Annotated in this window: 14 protein-coding genes; 4 read left to right on the top strand and 10 right to left on the bottom strand. The window is 71.3% G+C overall.

What is annotated here, in order from left to right; genetic code table 11:
• Nucleotides 1–79: 79 nt before the first annotated feature.
• Nucleotides 80–1468: an MFS transporter gene (locus tag AB0G15_RS28470; RefSeq protein ID WP_362845626.1), complete on the bottom strand. Its 1389-nt coding sequence runs from the start codon at nt 1466–1468 to the stop codon at nt 80–82.
• 367 nt (nt 1469–1835) lie between these two features.
• Between AB0G15_RS28470 and AB0G15_RS28465 the strand changes: the two genes are divergently transcribed.
• Nucleotides 1836–2705: a CAP domain-containing protein gene (locus AB0G15_RS28465; protein WP_362845624.1), complete on the top strand. Its 870-nt coding sequence runs from the start codon at nt 1836–1838 to the stop codon at nt 2703–2705.
• Between the two features lie 215 nt (nt 2706–2920).
• On the opposite strand, the gene ilvC is transcribed toward AB0G15_RS28465, so the two are convergent.
• The 8 genes from ilvC to AB0G15_RS28425 all read right to left on the bottom strand — a co-directional run bounded on the left by ilvC (nt 2921) and on the right by AB0G15_RS28425 (nt 15116).
• Nucleotides 2921–3901: a ketol-acid reductoisomerase gene (gene ilvC, locus AB0G15_RS28460; RefSeq protein ID WP_362845669.1), complete on the bottom strand. Its 981-nt coding sequence runs from the start codon at nt 3899–3901 to the stop codon at nt 2921–2923.
• A 39-nt stretch (nt 3902–3940) separates the two neighbouring features.
• Nucleotides 3941–4465, bottom strand: a complete 525-nt coding sequence (gene ilvN / locus AB0G15_RS28455) for an acetolactate synthase small subunit (RefSeq protein ID WP_362693759.1) — start codon at nt 4463–4465, stop codon at nt 3941–3943.
• Between the two features lie 2 nt (nt 4466–4467).
• Nucleotides 4468–6255, bottom strand: a complete 1788-nt coding sequence (locus tag AB0G15_RS28450; protein ID WP_362845622.1) for an acetolactate synthase large subunit — start codon at nt 6253–6255, stop codon at nt 4468–4470.
• Between the two features lie 177 nt (nt 6256–6432).
• Nucleotides 6433–9093, bottom strand: a complete 2661-nt coding sequence (locus AB0G15_RS28445) for a GGDEF domain-containing protein (protein ID WP_362845620.1) — start codon at nt 9091–9093, stop codon at nt 6433–6435.
• A 281-nt stretch (nt 9094–9374) separates the two neighbouring features.
• Nucleotides 9375–10283 carry a 2-hydroxyacid dehydrogenase gene (locus AB0G15_RS28440; RefSeq protein ID WP_362845618.1) on the bottom strand — a complete coding sequence of 303 codons (909 nt, stop codon included), beginning with the start codon at nt 10281–10283 and terminating at the stop codon, nt 9375–9377.
• Nucleotides 10284–10401: 118 nt separating this feature from the next.
• Entirely contained in the window at nt 10402–12183 is a 1782-nt protein-coding gene (locus AB0G15_RS28435; protein ID WP_362845616.1) for a VanW family protein, read from the bottom strand.
• A 399-nt stretch (nt 12184–12582) separates the two neighbouring features.
• Entirely contained in the window at nt 12583–13257 is a 675-nt protein-coding gene (locus AB0G15_RS28430) for a response regulator (protein WP_362845667.1), read from the bottom strand.
• Nucleotides 13258–13271: 14 nt separating this feature from the next.
• The gene (locus tag AB0G15_RS28425) at nt 13272–15116 is read right to left on the bottom strand and encodes an ATP-binding protein (RefSeq protein WP_362845614.1); all 1845 of its coding nucleotides are present in this window, start codon (nt 15114–15116) and stop codon (nt 13272–13274) included.
• A 173-nt stretch (nt 15117–15289) separates the two neighbouring features.
• Here AB0G15_RS28425 and AB0G15_RS28420 point away from each other — a divergent pair, with 173 nt between their 5' ends.
• From AB0G15_RS28420 to AB0G15_RS28410, 3 genes are read left to right on the top strand one after another with little or no spacing between them, the layout of a single operon-like run.
• A complete protein-coding gene (locus AB0G15_RS28420) occupies nt 15290–16255 on the top strand; it encodes a tripartite tricarboxylate transporter substrate binding protein (RefSeq protein WP_362845612.1) in 966 nt (321 codons plus the stop codon).
• Nucleotides 16255–16878, top strand: coding sequence for a tripartite tricarboxylate transporter TctB family protein (locus AB0G15_RS28415; protein ID WP_362845610.1), 624 nt, complete (start codon nt 16255–16257; stop codon nt 16876–16878). The genes AB0G15_RS28420 and AB0G15_RS28415 overlap by 1 nt, the downstream gene beginning before the upstream one ends.
• Nucleotides 16879–18375 carry a tripartite tricarboxylate transporter permease gene (locus AB0G15_RS28410; protein ID WP_362693783.1) on the top strand — a complete coding sequence of 499 codons (1497 nt, stop codon included), beginning with the start codon at nt 16879–16881 and terminating at the stop codon, nt 18373–18375.
• A 270-nt stretch (nt 18376–18645) separates the two neighbouring features.
• Here the strand turns inward: AB0G15_RS28410 and AB0G15_RS28405 are convergent, their stop codons facing one another.
• Complete coding sequence (locus AB0G15_RS28405; protein WP_362845608.1) at nt 18646–19227, bottom strand: TetR family transcriptional regulator; 582 nt, start codon at nt 19225–19227, stop codon at nt 18646–18648.
• Nucleotides 19228–19263 lie beyond the last annotated feature (36 nt).

Below are 19263 nucleotides of genomic sequence, written 5' to 3'. Positions count from 1 at the left end.
TCCGAGCCGCACACCGGTGTTCCCAGGACCGCGCCACGGTCACCTCGGACCGTGGCGCGGGCTCCGTACGGGAGCCGCCTCAGCCCTCCTTGCCCTCGACGGTGCCGGCCGGGGTCTCGGCGGCGGCGTCCTGGGCCTCCTTGATCTTCGCGGCCGTCAGGGTGTAACGCGTGGTCAGCAGGATGCCGACCCCCATCAGGATCGCGGGCAGCAGCGTCGAGCCGTACAGGGCCGCCGTGGTCGCCGACTCGGGCTGCGCGACCGGCGTCGAGGGGTCGGACTCGACGAACCCGGTCGCGGCCAGCAGCCAGCCGAGCACGAGCGCGCCGAACGCGAAGACCACGGTCTCCGCGGCCGTCCAGAGCCCGGTGAACACCCCGGCCCGGCGCTTGCCGGTGACCAGGGCGTCGTGGACGATCACGTCGGAGAGCATCGAGAACTGCAGCAGCTGGAACCCCGCGTAACCGATGCCGACGAGGAGCACGCACGCGTGCGCGTACGCCGAACCGAGCGGGCCGGAGACGGCCATCCCCGCGGCGCCCACCATGAACAGCGACGACGACAGGATCATCGCGCCGCGCTTGTCGTAGCGCTTGGACAGCCAGACCCAGAGCGGCATGGTGATCAGCAACGGGCCGACGATGCCCAGGAAGAGCGTGGTGGTCGCCCCCGGGTCGCCCAGCGTGTAGGTGGCGAAGTACGGGGCGCCGGCCAGCATGACACCGGCCGAGAACATCTGGGCGCAACTGAAGCCGAGCAGCACCATGAACGTCTTGTTCGAGCGGGCGGCGGCGAACTGGGCGGCGATCGACGGCTCCGCCTCGGCCCGCCCGATCACCGGGGCGCGGGCCGTGCCGAAGAAGGCGGCGAGCATCGACAGCAGCAGCACGGCTCCGATGAGCAGCCCCATGGCCCGGTGACCGGAGACGTCGGTGCCCGCGATCGCCGGCGCGACGGCCCCGGAGAGCAGGATCCCCAGGCCGACGAAGACCATCTTCCACTGCAGGAGCGAGGAGCGCTCGTGGTAGTCGTCGGTCATCTCCGCCGGCATCGCCTTGTACGGAACCTCGTAGAAGGCGTAGGCCGTCGCGGTGAGGAAGTAGAAGAGGGCGACGTACAGGGCGGCGGAGACACCGGTGAGCGGGGGGCCCGCGAAGGTGAGGGCGAACGTCACCGGCAGGGTGACCGCGCCCAGGAGCATCCAGGGGCGGCGGGCGCCGAAGCGGGAGACCGTCCGGTCGGAGCGCTGGCCCACCCAGGGGTTGATGAACATGTCCCAGAGCTTGGGCAGGAAGACCACGACGCCGGCGATCCAGGCGGGAACCGCGAGCACGTTCGTCATGTAGAACAGCAGCAGCAGTCCGGGGACCGTGGAGAAGGTGGCGGTGCAGATCGAGCCGACACCGTAGCCGACGCGCACGCCGCGCGACACGGTGACGACGGCGGGGGAGGGCGCCGGGGAGACCATGCCACATTCAATCGCAGCGCGTGGGCGCCCGGTAGGTCCCGAAGCGGGGCGGTCCGGGAAAGGCGAGAATATTTCGGCTCTGCCCGGCCGGAGGGTGCCGGGCGGCGAGACCGCCGCCCGTCCCGCGCGATCCGGCGGTACGACCCCCACCCCTGCGGCATACGTCCAGCTCAGACTGCCCATATAGGGAAATATCGGTATTAAGAGGGCTAGAACGCGACCCGAGCACCGCTGGCCCCCGACGCCTCTGCCGCCACTCTGGTTTACCTGGGACCCACAGTTAATGTCCGTAATTTGCTGACAAGAGCGATCCGTCCCCGACAGAATGCGGAGTCCATCCAGCGTCTAACCAACTGGAGGAACCGACATGCGCAGACCGCTAGGGGCACTTCTCTGCCTCGGGAGCCTGGCGGCCCTCAGCACGCCGATCGCCACGGCTCACGCCGCGGCCGCTCCCCAGGCCGAGTGCCGTGTGTACGCCGCCAAGCCGTACGTCAACGCCGCCGGACGGATCCAGGCCTCCGCCGCGCGGCTGGGCTGCGACGACACCGCCCTGGTCCGCATCCGCATCAAGCGCGCCGTCCCCGGGGCCGACCCGATCGTCAAGAGCGCGTCGCGGCAGGGGATCAACGGGCGGGTGACGGTGAAGCTGCGCTGTGCCCCCGGCGTCTACTACGCCGTCGTCACCGACTACCGGGGCAACAGCGGCCGCTCCAAGCCCGTCAGGCTCAGCTGCTCCCCCACCGGCACCCCGACCCCCACCCCCACTCCGACCGGCACCACCAAGCCGACTCCGGCGCCGACCCCCTCGGCCAGCACCACCCCCACCACGGCTCCCAGCCCCGCGCCGGGCTCCTCCGTGTCCGAGGAAGTGGTGCGCCTGACCAACGCCGAACGGCAGAAGAACGGTTGCGGCCCGCTCGTCTCCGACCCGCAGCTGCGCTCGGCCGCGCAGGGCCACTCGGACGACATGGCGGCCAAGAACTACTTCAGCCACACCTCGCAGGACGGCCGCGACATGACCGACCGGATCAAGGCGAGCGGGTTCAGCCCGATGCGGGCCTGGGCCGAGAACATCGCGATGGGCCAGCGCACCCCTGCCGAGGTGGTCACCGCCTGGATGAACAGCTCCGGCCACCGGGCCAACATCGTGAACTGCGCCTACACCCACCTCGGGGTGGGCGTGGCCAACAGCTCCCGGGGCATCTACTGGACCCAGAACTTCGCCAGGCACTAGGCACCCCTGGCCGCCGCCCCCACCGGCGCCCGGAGAGCACCTGACGGAAAACGGCCCGTGCCTCCCCGACGTGAACTCGTCGCGGGAGGCACGGGCCGTTGCTCTTCCCAAGTGCTCTTCCCGAGCGCGGCCACCTGACCGCGGCCACCTGAGCGCTGCGGATCGAGCCTGCGCACCGGGCGCTGTGAACCCGGGCGCGGTGAGACCGGGTGCCGCTACTTGAGCCAGCTCATCATCGGGCGGAGCTTGGCGCCGGTCTTCTCGATCGGGTGCTCGGCGATCTCCTCGCGGTAGGCGGTGAACTTCTTCTGCCCGCCGTCGAACTCGTCCACCAGCTCCTTGGCGAACTCGCCGGACTGGATCTCGGCGAGGATGCGCTGCATCTCCTTCTTCGTCTCCGGCGTCACGATGCGCGGGCCGCGGGAGTAGCCGCCGTACTCGGCGGTGTCGGAGACCGACCAGTACATCTTCGAGATGCCGCCCTCGTACATCAGGTCGACGATCAGCTTCATCTCGTGCAGGCACTCGAAGTAGGCGACCTCGGGCTGGTAGCCCGCCTCGATCAGGGTCTCGAAACCGACCTTGATCAGCTCGGACACGCCGCCGCACAGCACGGCCTGCTCGCCGAACAGGTCGGTCTCGGTCTCCTCCTTGAAGGTCGTCTTCAGCGCCCCGGCGCGGGTGCCGCCGATGCCCTTGGCGTACGACAGCGCGAGCTCCAGGGCGTTTCCGCTGGCGTCCTTCTCCACCGCGACGAGACACGGCACGCCGCGGCCCGCCGTGTACTGGCGGCGCACGAGGTGACCGGGGCCCTTGGGAGCGACCATGGCCACGTCCACGCCCTCGGGCGCCTCGATGAGGCCGTAGCGGATGTTGAGGCCGTGCCCGAAGAAGAGCGCGTCGCCCTCGACCAGGTTCGGGGCCACGTGGTCGGCGTACAGGTGGCGCTGGATGTGGTCCGGCGCGAGGATCATGGTCAGGTCGGCCTCTTCGACGGCCTCCGAGGGGGTGAGCACGCGCAGGCCGTCGGCCTCCGCCTTCTCCCGGCTCTTGGAACCCTCGGGCAGGCCCACCCGGACGTCCACGCCGGAGTCGCGCAGCGAGAGCGCGTGGGCGTGGCCCTGGCTGCCGTATCCCAGAACGGCGACGTGCCGGCCCTGGATGATCGACAGGTCGGCCTGGTCGTCGTAGAAGATCTCAGTCACTTGCTTAACCTTTCGGGTTTCTCGTACGCGTTACGCGGTCCGGTCCAGGGCCCGGAGAGAACGGTCGGTGATGGAACGGGCTCCGCGGCCGATGGCCACCATGCCCGACTGGACAAGCTCCTTGATGCCGAACGGCTCCAGGACCTTGATGAAGGCCTGCAGCTTGTCCGGCGTGCCGGTGACCTCGATGGTCACCGCGTCCGAGGAGACGTCGACGCAACGTGCCCGGAACAGGTTGACCAGCTCCAGCACGCTGGACCGGTTCTCCGCGTCGGCCCTCACCTTGATCAGGGTGAGCTCGCGCTGCACCGACTGCGCCGGGTCGAGCTCCACGATCTTCAGCACGTTGACGAGCTTGTTGAGCTGCTTGGTGACCTGCTCCAGCGGCAGGTCGGCGACGTTGACCACGATGGTCATCCTGGAGATGTCCGCGTGCTCGGTCGGCCCGACCGCCAGCGAGTCGATGTTGAACCCTCTGCGGCTGAACAGCGACGCGACGCGCGCGAGCACGCCCGGCTTGTTCTCCACCAGCACGGAGAGCGTGTGCCTGCTCATGCCTAGTCCTCGCTGTCCCAGACGGGCGCCATGTCGCGCGCGAACTTGATCTCGTCGTTGCTGGTCCCGGCGGCGACCATCGGCCACACCATGGCGTCCTGGTGCACCACGAAGTCGATGACCACCGGCACGTCGTTGATCTCCATGGCCTTCTTGATCGTCGCGTCCACGTCCTCCGGGCGCTCGCACCGCAGCCCCACGCAACCGTACGCCTCGGCGAGCTTGACGAAGTCGGGGATCCGGCGGACCGTCTGCAGGTCGGTGTTGGAGTAACGCTGGTTGTAGAACAGCGTCTGCCACTGCCTGACCATGCCCAGGTTACCGTTGTTGATGATCGCGACCTTGATCGGCACGCCCTCGATGGTGCAGGTGGCGAGCTCCTGGTTGGTCATCTGGAAGCAGCCGTCGCCGTCGATGGCCCAGACCGTGGTGTCGGGGCGGCCCATCTTGGCGCCCATCGCCGCCGGCAGGGCGAAACCCATCGTGCCCGCGCCGCCGGAGTTGATGAACGTGCCGGGGTTCTCGTAGCCGATGAACTGCGCGGCCCACATCTGGTGCTGGCCGACGCCCGCGGTGTAGATCGCGTCCGGGCCGACGAGCGCGCCCAGCCGCTCCATCACGTACTGCGGGGCGAGGGAGCCGTCCTCGAACTCGGTGTAGCCCAGCGGGTAGGTCGCCCTGTAGGCGTTGAGCGCCGTCCACCAGTCGGCGTAGTCGCCCTTGCGCTCCTCGTTGCGCACCGCGGTGATCAGGTCGGAGATGACCTCCTTGCAGTCACCCACGATCGGGACGTCCGCGTGCCGGTTCTTGGAGATCTCCGCCGGGTCGATGTCCGCGTGGACGACCTTCGCGTGCGGCGCGAAGCTGGACAGCTGGCCGGTGACGCGGTCGTCGAAGCGGACGCCGAGCCCGATGATCAGATCGGACCGCTGCAACGCGCCGACCGCCGACACCGAGCCGTGCATGCCGGGCATGCCCATGTGCTGCGGGTGGCTGTCGGGGAAGGTGCCCCGGGCCATCAGGGTGGTGACCACCGGGATGCCGGTCAGCTCGGCGAACTCCAGCAGCTGCGCCGACGCCCCCGCCCGGTGCACGCCGCCGCCGACGTAGAGGACCGGCCGCCTGGCCTCGACGATCAGCTTCGCCGCCTCGCGGATCTGCTTGGAGTGCGGCCGGGTCACCGGGCGGTAACCGGGCAGCTGCATGACGACCGGCCACTGGAACGTCGTCATCGCCTGGAGCGTGTCCTTGGCGATGTCGACCAGCACCGGCCCCGGCCGCCCCGTCGAGGCGATGTGGAAGGCCTCCACGATCGTCCTGGGGATGTCGTCCGGGTCGGTGACCAGGAAGTTGTGCTTCGTGATCGGCATGGTGATGCCGGAGATGTCGGCTTCCTGGAAGGCGTCCGTGCCGATGGAACCGCTCGGCACCTGGCCGGTGATCGCGACCATCGGGACCGAGTCCATGTACGCGTCGGCGATCGGGGTGACCAGGTTGGTCGCGCCGGGACCGCTGGTGGCCATGCAGACGCCAACCCTGCCGGTGGCCTGCGCGTAGCCCTGGGCAGCGTGACCCGCGCCCTGCTCGTGCCGTACAAGCACGTGCCGGACCTTGACCGAGTCGTAGAGCGGATCGTAGGCGGGGAGAATCGCGCCGCCCGGGATCCCGAACACAGTGTCGACCCCGACGTGCTCCAGCGCCCTCACGAGGGCCTGGGCTCCTGTCATCTGTTCGGTCATCGGCTCGTTCCTTGTGGCTGAGCATGCGTAATGGCATAAAAAATGCCCCATTCCGCCTGGTCGGCGGAGCTGGGGCGGCGCGCAGGTCGTAGTGCTTCGGCTATCGGCCCGCGCGCCGGCGAAGTACTACGAGAATCCCACGGTGAAGCTGCATGGCTCCACCATGGCCGACGCGGCACCCCCGCGTCAAATTCATGGGACACATATCTCAGAGTCCGAGATGCGAGGTCACGCGGGAGTGCCGAGGCTGGAGAGGCTCGTGCGCATCAGCGAGTCGACGCCGCGCGCGGCCATCGGGCGCGCCACCAGGAATCCCTGGCCGCGGGTGCAGCCCATCTCGCGCAGCAGTTCCAGCTGTTCGGGCCGCTCGATGCCCTCGGCGACGACGATCAGCCCCAGGTCGTGACCGAGCCGCACGATCGTGCGGGTCAGCAGGGTCAGCGTCTCGTCACGGCCGAGCCCGGACACGAAGGACGGGTCGATCTTGATCATGTCGACCGGAAGCTGCCGCAGGAACGCCAGCGAGGCGTAACCGGTGCCGAAGTCGTCGATGGCGAGCCGGACCCCGAGGGCGCGCAGCTCGGAGAGCCGGGTGATGGTCTCCTCCGCGTCCTCGACCAGCATCTCCTCGATGACCTCCAGGGTCAGCGCGCTGGGCGGCAGCCCGCTCTCGGCCAGGGCCGCCTCGACGGTCTCCACGAAGCGCGGCGCCATGATCTGCCGGGCCGACAGGTTGAGCGAGAGCCCGATCTCCCAGGCGGAGGCGCGCCAGGCGGCCACCTCCCGGCAGGACTCGCGCAGGATCCACTCGCTCAGCGGGACGATCAGGCCCGTGTCCTCGGCCGGGCCGAGGAACTGCTCCGGAGGGACGAACTCGCCGCCCCGGCACCAGCGCACCAGCGCCTCGACGGCGGTGACGCGCGAGGTGGCCAGGTCGACCACCGGCTGGTACTCGATCGCGAACTGGTTCTCCAGCAGGGCCCGCTGCAGGTCGGCGGCGAGCTCCAGGCGCCGCACCACGTCGGCGTGCATGTGCGCGGCGAACACCTCGACCCGGCGTCCGCCCAGCTCCTTCGCCCTGGCCATCGCCACGTCGGCGTTGCGGATCAGGTCGGCGGAGGAGACGTCGTCGGCGGCGAAGGCCACCCCGACGCTCGCGGTCAGCGCGACGTCGCGGTCGGCCACCCGGAACGGCTCGGACGAGACCGTGCGGACCAGCCGCTCGGCCAGGTCGACCGCCGTCTGGGCGTCGACCGGCGCCTCGAGCAGCACCGCGAACTCGTCGCCGCCCCAGCGCGCCAGGGTGTCGTCGGCCCGTACGGCGGCGCGCAGCCTGCGGGCCGCCTGGCCGAGCAGGTAGTCGCCGCTGGCGTGACCCACCGAGTCGTTCACCGCGGTGAAGCCGTCCAGGTCCAGGAAGACCACCGCGACGTTGCTCGCGCCCGGACGGGCCAGCACCTCCCGGGTGCGCTCCTCGAAGTAGGCCCGGTTGGGCAGGCCGGTGATGCCGTCGTGGAAGGTGAGGTGGGCGACCTGGCTGCGCAGGGCCTCCTGGTCGCTGATGTCGCGGGTGGTGACGAGCAGCAGGTCCTCGCCGCGCACGTGCCGGGTGGCCACCGACTCGGCCGGCCGCCAGGTCCCGTCGGAGGCCCGGACCCGGCAGGCGACCATGCACGCGCCCGGCCCCTCCTCGGCCTCCTCCTCCAGGCTCATCGCGCTCAGCGCCGCCTGGATTCCCGGCACGTCCTCGGGGTGGATGTAGTCGAAGATCCTCCCGCCGACCAGGTCGTCGGGGCGGTAGCCGTACGTGATCTCGACGCCCTCGCCGATCTGCCGCACCACACCGTCGTAGTCGCACAGCATGACCACGTCCCCGGCGCTCTCGGCGAGGTCGTGCAGCTGCCGCTCGCCGAGGTGGAGCAGGCTCCGCAGCCGCCCGGTCTCCAGCAGCGTCACGAACAGGCGTACCAGCAGGACGGCGACGATCGACGCGCACACCGAGGCCAGGACCGCCGGCGGGCCGTGCACCCCGCCGCTGATCACGCGCAGGAGCACCACGACGGTGGCCACGCCGACGAGGAACAGCGGCACGGCCGCGATCAGCGACGACGTGCTCTCTCGGACGGACGGTTCGTCGGTCGCGGGTTCGGGCGGCCGGGTCGCGGGCCCGCTCCACGGGACCGCGGCGAGCACCAGGAACGCGGCGGGGGCGAGCCACACCCAGGTCAGGGACGGCGTGTCGCCGTTCACCCGGGCCAGCGCGGTGATCGTCTCAGAGGTCGTGACGGCGGCGAGCACGGCCAGAGCGGCCAGGCCGACCGGCCAGGCCGACCGCCGGATCGGCACCACCGCGGGGCCCACGACGCAGGCGAGGATCAGGCAGAACAGCGGCGAGGCGAAGCTGACCGCGGCGTCGCCCGCGTCACCGGCGTCGCCGTAGACCGGGCCCACCAGCGACACCCAGAGGATCACCAGGATGGCGGCGGCGCACACGTAGGAGTCGGCGAGGTCGCGCAGCAGGGCGTGCCCGCGCGCGGGCCTGGCCGCCGACAGCGCGGTGCCGACCGCGATCATGGCCGTACCGGCCAGGAGCACCAGGTCGGCGAAGGTCACCACGAAGGGCGCGCCGTCCGCGATCGGCCGCACCCCCACCCCGGCCAGCCAGGTGACCGAGCCTCCGGCCAGCCAGCGCCAGGCCAGCGCCCTGCGCCTGTCGATCAGCTTGGAGGCGGCGGCGAACAGCGAGCCCGCGGCGGCCGCGGCGGTGACGACGCCCGCCACCGCCTCGACGACCACGGCGGGAGCGCCGCTGACCAGAGCGGCAACGAGCCCCACCACGCCTACGGCGGCGGCGGTCAGCGGTACCCGGGGGTCACGCCAGCGGATCAATGTCGTCTGCCCATCAGTGTCGTTTGGTGTGTCTCGTCGATGTGTTTCGCTTTCGCAGCATCCCTTGCTCGCCGCACTCGCGCCGCCGGCGTGAGCGCGTCGTCCTTCGTCCTCGGCGCTCGCACCGGCACAGGGCCAGTGTGTGCCGTCCGGTCCGCGCGAGGGGCGACAACGCCGTAGTCGTCACCGATCTGATAACCGCGAGAACCCCGGAGATCACTTTCAACCGACGGTACGCACCGCAGGTCACGAGGCAGCCACGGTCCGGATTCCTTTGCCGGTCAGTACGAACCCGTGATCACGTTTTTGAGCGGCTCGCCCGCGAGGTAACGCAGCAGCTGGGAGCGGAGCAGCTTCAGCGTGCGCCGTACCGAGGCCGGATTGCTGCCCGCGACGTGCGGGGTGATGAGGACTCCCGGCGCCGTCCACAGCGGGTGGCCCGCGGGCAGGGGTTCGGGGGCGGTGACGTCGAGCGCGGCGAGGATCCGGCCCCCCTGCAACTCGGCGACGAGCGCGTCCGTGTCGACCACCGTGCCCCTGGCCGCGTTCACCAGGAGGGCGCCGTCCTTCATCGCGGCCAGGAACCCGGCGTCCACCATGCCGGTGGTCTCGGGCGTCGAGGGGACGAGCAGCACCACCACGTCCGCGCCGGGCAGCAGGGCGGGCAGCTCGTCCAGGCCGTGCACGCCGGGCCTGGCGGTCCTGGCCACCCGGACGACGTCGACCTCGAAACCGTCGAGCCGCCGCTCCAGCGCCTCGCCGATCGAGCCGTAGCCGACGACCAGGACCGTGGAGTCGGCCAGTACCCCGGTGTGGTGATAGGTCCACTCGCCCTCGAGCTGGGCACGGACGAACCCGGGGAACCCGCGGAGCACGGAGATCATCGCTCCCACCACCCACTCGGCGGTGCCCGCGTCGTGCACGCCCCTGGCGTTGCACAACGTCACCCCCTCCCGCAGGTGCGGCCGGTAGGCGTCGACTCCCGCCGTGACGGTCTGCAGCAGCCGCAGGCCGGTCATCCGGGCGAGCAGCCCGGGGAGGTCCGTCACCGGCATCAGCGGCGGGATCCAGACCTCGGCCTCGTGCGCGCCCTCGGGCACCGGCTCCGTGCCGTCGTAGACGACGCACTCCACTTCCGGGAGGTCGCACAGGACATCGGCCGCGGCTTTGGAAGGGACCCAGATCTTCATGGACGCATTATCCAGCCGCGCACCCGTGCCGCCGCACCGCCGATCGCCCCGGGGACGCCGCCGCCCGGCCACGTGGACACGCCGGCGGCCGGGCGGAGGAGGAGCGGGTGCGACCCCGCTATTCGGGCACGCACTTCAGGTTGAGCTCGGGGCGGTAGACCGTGGTCTTCTTGACCCGCTTGATCTCCTTGCCGTCCTGCTTGAAGACGCGCCAGACGTCGATCGTGAAACCGTTCTGGCCGACCATCTCGATGCAGTCGGGACCGCTGTCGGTCTCGCTCTTGAACGGGGTGACGTCGTATCTCTCGGACGAGATCGACTCGATCTCGTAGCGCTTGGTGCTCCAGAAGGCGACGGTGACCCCGGTGTCGCTGGTGGAGGTCTTCACCAGCACGCCGTACGGCGAGTCGTTCTTCCAGCGGAAGTCGGGCTCGGGCCAGGAGACCGTGGACTCGCGCCCGGCCGGGTAGCGGGAGATGTAGAACTCGTGCGCCACGTGCTGGACGTCCTCGAGACCGCCGAAGAACACCGCGTTGTACATGGTGGTGACGAACTGGGAGATGCCACCGCCGACCGAGTCGACCAGCCTGCCGCCCTGGATCATGGGGGCGGGGACGAAGCCGCGGGCCGTGTCGCGCTGGCCGATGACGCCGTTGAGCGAGAAGGTCTCGCCCGGCTTCACCAGGTAGCCGTCCAGGAGCCTGGCGATCGTCTTGATGTTGGTGACCCTGGGCACGCAGCACGCGTAGGGCGTGGTGAACTGGCTGATCCGCTCCTTGATGCCGAGCTTGCGCGCCTCGGCGTCGGACATCCGCGGCTTGACGGTGGTCAGGAGCACCGGGATCGTCCGGTCACCGTCGCCGGCGATCATCTTGGCCACGTCGGCGGCGAGCCGCTCGTCGTTGATGCCCTTCCCCCTGCGGCCGGGCACCAGCTTCGGCTTTCCCCCGACGATCTGGAACGTGGGGTCGCGCGGGGCCAGGACCGGGTCGACGAGGTCGCCCTCCACGGAGGCGACCGCGCTCCTGGCGTCGAACTCCGGCTCCATGCCGCCGGAACCGTCCGGCTTGAAGGACAGGTGGGCGGCGAGGGTCTCCACCGGCAGCTGGGCCTGCTTGCCGGCGAAGGTCAGGGTGACCGGCCCGGACAGGGCGTCGCCGGCCTCGGCCGCGGCCTTCTTGACCGCGTCCTGCCCGGCCATCGGCTTGATCACCGAGACCGGCAGGCGGACCTCCTTCGACGGGCCGAGGAAGGCCTTCGTGATCGCGGCGACCGCGGCCTCCCGCTCCAGCTCCCTGCCGTCGCGGGGCGTCACGACGACGGGCTTGACGCCCTCGAACGTGACCGAGCCCTCGCGGACCTTGAGATCGATCTTCCTGGCCAGGCCCGCGACCGCGGTCCGCATGCTCTCGGGGTCGGCGGAGACCTTGGGCTCCAGCTCGGTGGTGCCGGTGAAGGCCCGCCAGACCTGGGAGGGGCTGGGGAAGCCGCTGGGCGCCTCGTTGATGGTGGCGACCACGTCGAACTCCAGCCCCGCCTTGCCGGGGTCGAAGTCGTGGCGCTTGCCCGCGGCAAGGAGGGTCATCTTCCCGGAGGCCTCGCCCACCAGGCGGTCCCTGAGCTTGTCGGCCGCCTCGGTCGCGGTCAGGCCGCCGATGTCGATGCCCCGCACCGTGGTGCCCGGCAGCATCCTGCCGGACATGATGACCGCGGGCACCGCGTAGGCGAGCCCGACGACGAACAGCACGGTGAGGACGATCAGGAGGAACCTGCGGGCCCCGCGGCGGCGCGGAGGCGGCTCCTCGTAGCGGAGCCCGCCGGGTTGCGGGAACCCTCCGTCGCCGCCGGGGACGAGCGTGGGCTCGTCACGCTGGAAGGGGCGTTCCGGCGGGGAGGCCATCTGCCAGGGCTGCGGGGGCCGGGCCGCGGGCGGGAGCGTCGTCCCGCGGGCCTGTGCGGGAGGGCCTCCGGGACCGGGAGGACCACCGGGACCGGAAGGGCCGCCGGGGCCGGGAGATCCCGCGCCCCCGGTGGGGCCGAAGATGTCGGGTGAGACCCCCGGCGGGAGGCCGGGGCCGCCCTGGGAACGGGCTCCCCGCACTCCGGGAGGGAGCCGCGGGTCGCGGGCGCCCGGCGGGACGGGGCCCGAGGGGAGGGGGGTTGCCTCAAATGGGTCCGGTGGCGGGTTCACAGACGCTCCGGCGTTCCGCACGGCCTCCGCATCCTCCTGCTTCGCAGCTTCCACCTCCGGCAACCTTAAACCACATTGGTCAACCGCCGTCCCAAAAGGAGTAACAAATCAGCCTGTCCAGCGGTAACGGTGCTCCGGCCTTCCCGCGGTGCCGTACTTCGGGCGGAGCTCCGCCTGACCCGCCGCGCACAGGTGTTCCAGGTACCGGCGGGCGCTGACCCTGGAGAGACCGGTGATCGTCGCCGCCTCGGCGGCGGACAGGTCGCCGCTCTCCCTGAGCGCCGCGGCGACGAGGGAGCAGGTGGTGCCGGACAGCCCTTTGGGCAGCGGCGGCGGCACCCCCCTGACCGCGCCGAAGAGCCGGTCGACCTCGTCCTGGCGGGCCTCGTCCCCGAGGGTGGCGAGCTGCCTGCGGATCTCGGCGTACTGCTCGAGGCGCTCGGCCAGGGCGCGGGCGGTGAAGGGTTTGATCAGGTAGTTGACCGCGCCGCCGCGCATCGCCGCACGGACCGTGGCCACGTCCCGCGCGGCGGTGATCACCAGGATGTCCACCGGGTGCACGGCCTCCCTGAGCTTCGCGAGGACGTCGAGTCCTGACATGTCCGGCAGATAGATGTCGAGCAGGACCAGGTCGGGCCGGCGCACCGCGGCCGACGCGATCGCGGCGCCCCCGGTGTGGACGACGTCGGCGACCGTGAAGCCGGGCGTCCTGGCGACATAGCCGCCGTGGATCCTGGCCACCATGAAGTCGTCGTCCACGACCAGGACGCGGATCTCCCCCATGTGCCCGTTCCCGGTCAACTCGGCACCTTCCGTTCGGCGGATCCCCCCGCGCCGGGCGGCGCAGGTTCACCGGTACGGGACGAGGGAGGCTCACCGGGTTCACCGGCACGGGACGAGGGAGACTCACCGGGTTCACCGGCACGGGACGAGGGAGACTCACCGGGTTCACCGGCACGGGACGAGGGAGACTCACCGGCGGACGCGAACACGGGCTCACCGGCGGACGGAGGCGCGGGCTCACCGGCCGGCGGGGGCGAGAGCTCACCGGCGGACGCGAACGCGGGCTCGCCGGTGGGCAGCAGCGCGGTGAAGACGGCTCCGCCCGCGTTGTGCACCCGCACCCAGCCGCCCCGGCGCGCGCACGCCTGGCGGGTGAGGGCCAGGCCCAGGCCGCGCGGCCCGGCGTGGGCGGCCTTGGTGGTGAAGCCCTCCCTGAACACCTCGTGGACCAGGCCCGGGGTGATCCCCGGACCGGAGTCACCGACCCGGACGCGCAGGCCGTCCGCCTCGGTGCGGACCGAGACCTCCACCGTTCCCCCGGTCTCCTGCAGTGCGTCGAGGGCGTTGGCGACCAGGTTGCCGACGACCAGGACCGCGTCGTGCGGGTCGCCGAGCGTGCCCGCCTCCACCCGGGAGTCGTCGGACAGCACCAGGGTGGCGCCCCGCTCGGCCGCCTCGGCCGACTTGGCCAGCAGCAGCGCGGCCAGCGTCGGGTCGGCGACCTTCTCCCTGATGCCCGAGGCGTGCCTGCTGTAGGCCTCGGTGGTCTGGGTGATGTAGCTGACGGCCGTCTCGTGCTCGCCGAGTTCCAGCAGGCCGACCACCGTGTGCATCCGGTTGGCGAACTCGTGGGCCTGCGCGCGCAGCGCGCCGGTCGTGGTGCTGGCCTGGTCGAGCTCGCGCGCCAGCCGCACCAGCTCGGTACGGTCCCGCAGGGTGACCACCCAGCCGCTCTGCCGCTCCCGTACCGCCACCGGGGTGCGGTTGAGGACCAGCACCCGGTCGCGGTGGAGCACCACCCGGTCGTCGCCGGGGTCCACGCCGTCCAGCACGTCCCGCATCCGGTCGGACAGGGGCATCTCCCGCAGGCTCCGGCCGACGTCGTGCTGGGAGAGTCCGAGCAGGTCGCGTGCCGCGTCGTTGACCAGTGTCACCCGTCCCTGGAGGTCGAGGGCGAGCACCCCCTCCTTGACGCCGTGCAGCACGCCCTCGCGCTGTTCGAGCAGGGCCGCGATCTCCCCCGGTTCCAGGCCGAACGTCTGGCGGCGTACCCTCCGGGCGATCAGCGCGGCGGCGGCCGACCCGGCGACGAGGACCGCGAGGACCGTCCACAGCAGCGGCGGGAGCGCCTCGCCGAGCTGGTCGGCGACGGTCCCCTCCAGGATCCCGACCGAGGCCAGGCCGATGACCTGCCCCGAGGAGTCGAAGATCGGTGCCTTGCCGCGTACCGAACGGCCGAGGGTGCCCGTCTGGATGCCGGTCCAGTGCCGCCCGTTCGTCATGACCTCGGAGCCGTCGGTGGACAGCCTCTTGCCGATCAGGGCCGCGTTGGGGTGGGCGTAACGGATCTGGTCGCGATTCGCGATCACCACGTAGTCGGCGCCGGTGGCCGCCTGCACCCCGAGCGCGATCGGCTGCAGGCTCAGCTCGGGCCGGGGCCGGCCGAACGCCTCACGCACCTGGGGAAGCCCCGCCACCGACTCGGCGATCGCCAGGGCGCGCTGCTGGTACTGACGGTCCAGCAGGACGCGGGTGTGCTCCATCCAGACGCCCGCCGTGCCGCCGACCGCGAGGAACACGATCACGGTCTGCAACACGAAAAGCTGGGTGCCGAGCGAGGCGTTGAGTAAGCGTCGCACGAGTCAACTCCCTGGTCAGGGCCTCGATGAAAGCAGCCGGAGATAACGGCGAGGTCGCGAGGAGGTGTGACCAATATGACCGATACGACGGCAACCACGCAAAGGATCGACAGGGCGGCCTGGTGAGGTCACGATCCTCACCACGCTTTCTTCACGTTTGTTTGGAGCTGACCATGCGTCTTCGGAGACTGGCCGCCCTCGCGGTGCTGTCCCTCGCCGCCCTCACCGCCTGCGGTTCCGGCGGCGGCTCAGGTACGAGCGCGCTGAGAATCATGGCGCCGGCCTCGCCGGGAGGCGGCTGGGACCAGACCTCCCGCGTCGCCGGGGAGGCGCTCAAGGCCGCCGAGCCGTCCCGCAAGGTCGAGGTCTACAACGTGCCCGGCGCGGGCGGCACCATCGGCCTGGCCCAGCTCGCGGGGGAGAAGGGCAACGGCGACCTGTTGATGACCATGGGCCTGGTCATGGTCGGCGCGGTCGAGCAGAACAAGTCGAAGGTCACCCTGGCCGACACCACGCCGATCGCGAAGCTCACCGAGGAGTACGAGATCGTCGTGGTTCCCGCGGGATCGCCGTACCGGACGCTGGGCGACCTGGTGACGGCGTGGAAGGCGGACCCGACGAAGATCGCCATCGCGGGCGGTTCCGCCGGGGGCACCGACCACATCGTGGCGGGCCTGATGGCCAAGGCCGCGGGCATCGATCCCAAGCAGGTCAACTACATCGCCCACTCCGGCGGCGGCGAGGCGCTCAACGCGCTGCTCGGCGAGAAGGTCGCGATGGGGATCTCCGGCATCGGCGAGTTCGCCGAGCACGTGAAGTCCGGCAAGCTGCGCGCCCTCGGCGTCAGCTCTCCCGAGCGGCTCGGCAACGTGGACGCCCCCACCATCAAGGAGGCGGGCCTGGACGTGGAGCTGGCCAACTGGCGGGGGTTCGTCGCGCCCGGCGGGCTGGACGACAAGGCGAAGAAGGCCCTCACCGACCTGGTCACCAAGATGCACGACTCCCCGGCGTGGAAGGAGGCGGTGATGAAGAACGGCTGGACCGACGTCTTCCAGACCGGGCAGCCGTTCGCCGACTTCCTCGCGGCGGAGCAGACCAAGGTCAAGGCCGTCATCGCGGAGATGGGCCTCGTCTCCTGATGTCTCCCGCAGAAGACCCGTCAGGCCCCGCCGGTACCGGTACCGGTGACCACGGCACCGGATCAGAGCCCGCCGCCGCCCGCGCGGGCGACGTCGGTGCCGGCCGGGACCCCGGTACGGCGCCCGAGGCCGGGACCGGGTGGTCGTGGCGGCGGCCGGAGCTGGGGCTGGCGGTGCCGGTCCTCGCGCTGGGCGCGTTCGTGATCGCCGGCACCGCCGACGTGACCGCCGCGGGCTCCGCCCTCGGTCTCGGCCCCCGGTTCTTCCCGGCCCTGGTCGGGGGCGCGATGCTGCTGATCGGGCTGTTCTACGTGGTCGACGTGCTCAGGGGAGGCCACGGCGACCCCGAGGAGGCCGAGGACGCCGACTCCGGCGCGCGGTCCGACTGGCGGACGGTCGCGCTGGTCAGCGTGATCTTCCTCGCCTTCGCCGGGATGCTCGACCTGCTCGGCTGGGTCATCGCGGGCGCGCTGCTCTTCTTCGGCCTGTCCGTGACGCTCGGGGCGGCCCACCGGCTGCGCGCGGGCGTCATCGCGATCGTGCTGTCCACTCTCACCTATCTGGTGTTCGTCAGGGGCCTCGGCGTGACGCTGCCGGCCGGGCTGCTGTCCGGGGTGATCTGAATGGAGTCCTTCCAGCTGTTGATGGACGGCTTCGCGACCGCCCTCACCCCGGTCAACCTGCTCTACGCGCTGGTGGGCGTCACGCTGGGCACGCTGGTGGGCGTGCTGCCCGGCATCGGCCCGGCCATGACCGTGGCGCTGCTGCTGCCGATCACGTTCACCGTCCCCCCGGCGAGCGCGTTCATCATGTTCGCGGGCATCTACTACGGCGGCATGTACGGCGGGTCGACCACCTCGATCCTGCTCAACACGCCCGGCGAGAGCTCCTCGATGATCACCGCGCTCGAGGGCAACAAGATGGCCAAACGCGGCCGGGCGGCCCAGGCGCTGGCGACGGCCGCGATCGGCTCGTTCGTCGCGGGCACCATCGCCACCGGGCTGCTGGTCGTCGCGGCGCCACTGGTGGTGGACTTCGCGATCTCCTTCGGTCCCGAGGACTACTTCGCGCTGGCCGTCCTGGCCTTCACCGCGGTGTCGTCGGTGCTGTCCCGCTCCGTCGTGCGAGGGCTGGCCTCGCTGGGTCTCGGCCTGGTCATCGGGCTCGTCGGCATCGACCAGCAGACCGGGCAGGCCAGGCTGACCCTGGGCATCCCGCAGCTGCTCGACGGCATCGACGTGGTGATCGTCGCGGTCGGGCTGTTCGCCCTGGGCGAGGTGCTCTACGTCGCCTCGCGGCTGCGGCACGGCCGGCCCGAGGTGGTCCCGGTCGGCCGGGCGTTCCTCGGCCGCTCCGACTGGTCGCGTTCCTGGCGGCCGTGGCTGCGCGGCACCGCGCTCGGCTTCCCCTTCGGCGCCCTGCCCGGCGGCGGAGCGGAGATCCCCACGTTCCTGTCGTACTCGATCGAGAAGCGCCTGGCGCGCGGGATCGCCCGCGAGGAGTACGGCAAGGGCGCCATCGAGGGGGTCGCCGGTCCCGAGGCCGCCAACAACGCCTCGGCGGCGGGCACGCTCGTCCCGCTGCTCACACTGGGCCTGCCCACCTCGGCGACGGCCGCGATCCTGCTGGCGGCCTTCCAGCAGTACGGGCTGCAGCCGGGCCCGCAGCTGTTCGACCACAACCCGGCGCTGGTCTGGGGCATGATCGCCTCGTTGTTCGTGGGCAACGCCATGCTGCTGGTGCTCAACCTGCCGCTGGCCCCGCTCTGGGCCCGGGTGCTGCGGATCCCCCGGCCCTACCTCTACTCGGGGATCGTGCTGTTCGCGGCGCTCGGCGTCTACGCGCTGAACTCCTCCTGGGTGGAGCTGGTCATCCTCTACATCCTGGGCCTGCTCGGTTTCGCGATGCGCCGCTTCGGCCTGCCGGTGGCCCCGGCGGTGATCGGCCTGATCCTGGGCCCGATGGCCGAGATCCAGCTCCGCCGGGCCCTGGCCATCGGCGCGGGCGACGTGACGGTGCTGGTCAAGAGCCCGATCGCGGCGACGCTGCTGGTCGTCTCGCTGCTGGCGCTGTGCACGCCCCTCATCAGGAAGGCGGCCGCCCGCCGTCGCGGCGCCTGACCGGAACCGGCCGCACCCGGACGGCGCTCACCAGGTCGCCGTCCGGGTGGTGGCAGGCCGAGGACAAGCGGCTCAAGAGCGCCGTGACCGAGGCCGGCCTCACCGGCTGGGGCGGCGATGCGCTCGTCGGCCCCCGCCGCCGGACCAGGTGCACGAGACCGGGACCTGTCCGAACCCGGAGCCGTACCGAGCCGATGGAGCTCGGGCCCGGAACCGGACGTCCGTTGCGTGTTCCTCGCGCGGGCGTACGCCGGCGAGCCTCTGGACCGCTCAGCGGGTGAACACGGCCAGCAGGTCGTCCAGCCCCGCCTTGACGCGCTCGACCGTCACCCCGCGCTCGCGCAGGCGGTGGGCGAGCAGTGGCGCGGCCAGCGGAGCGAGAAGGGCGTCGGCGAGGACGTAGGCGTCGGCGCCGGGTCTGGCCTGGGTGACGAGCATCGACAGGTGGGCGTGGTAGGCCTCGTAGGCGCCGCCGAAGCGGGCGAACGGTGTCGCCGTCTCGGCCATCACCAGCAGGTCCAGCTGTTCCACGGTCCTGTCGGCCAGGGCGTGCAGGAAGCCGCGGATGCGGGCGGGCGCGTCGGCACCGGGCCCCAGGGGCGGCGGCCCCTCGATGAAGGCCTCCTGGAACTCGCGTTCCCGCTCGTCGATGAGCGCGTACGCCAGCCCCGAGCGGTCGCCGAACCGGCGGTACAGCGTGCCGACGCCGACCCCCGCGGCGGCGGCCACCTCCGCCATCGCGAGCCCCTCGACGCCGTGAGCGGCGACGATGCCGGCGGCGGCGGCGAGGATCTTCATCCGGTTGCGCGCCGCGTCGACCCGCTCCCGGCGCGGGTTCATGACGACGTCCACGATCACAGGCTACTGGAGACTTGTAAACGGAATCAG

The sequence above is a fragment of the Streptosporangium sp. NPDC023825 genome (assembly GCF_040639575.1).
Taxonomy (GTDB): Bacteria; Actinomycetota; Actinomycetes; order Streptosporangiales; family Streptosporangiaceae; genus Streptosporangium.
This window is presented reverse-complemented; position numbering and strand designations above follow the sequence as displayed.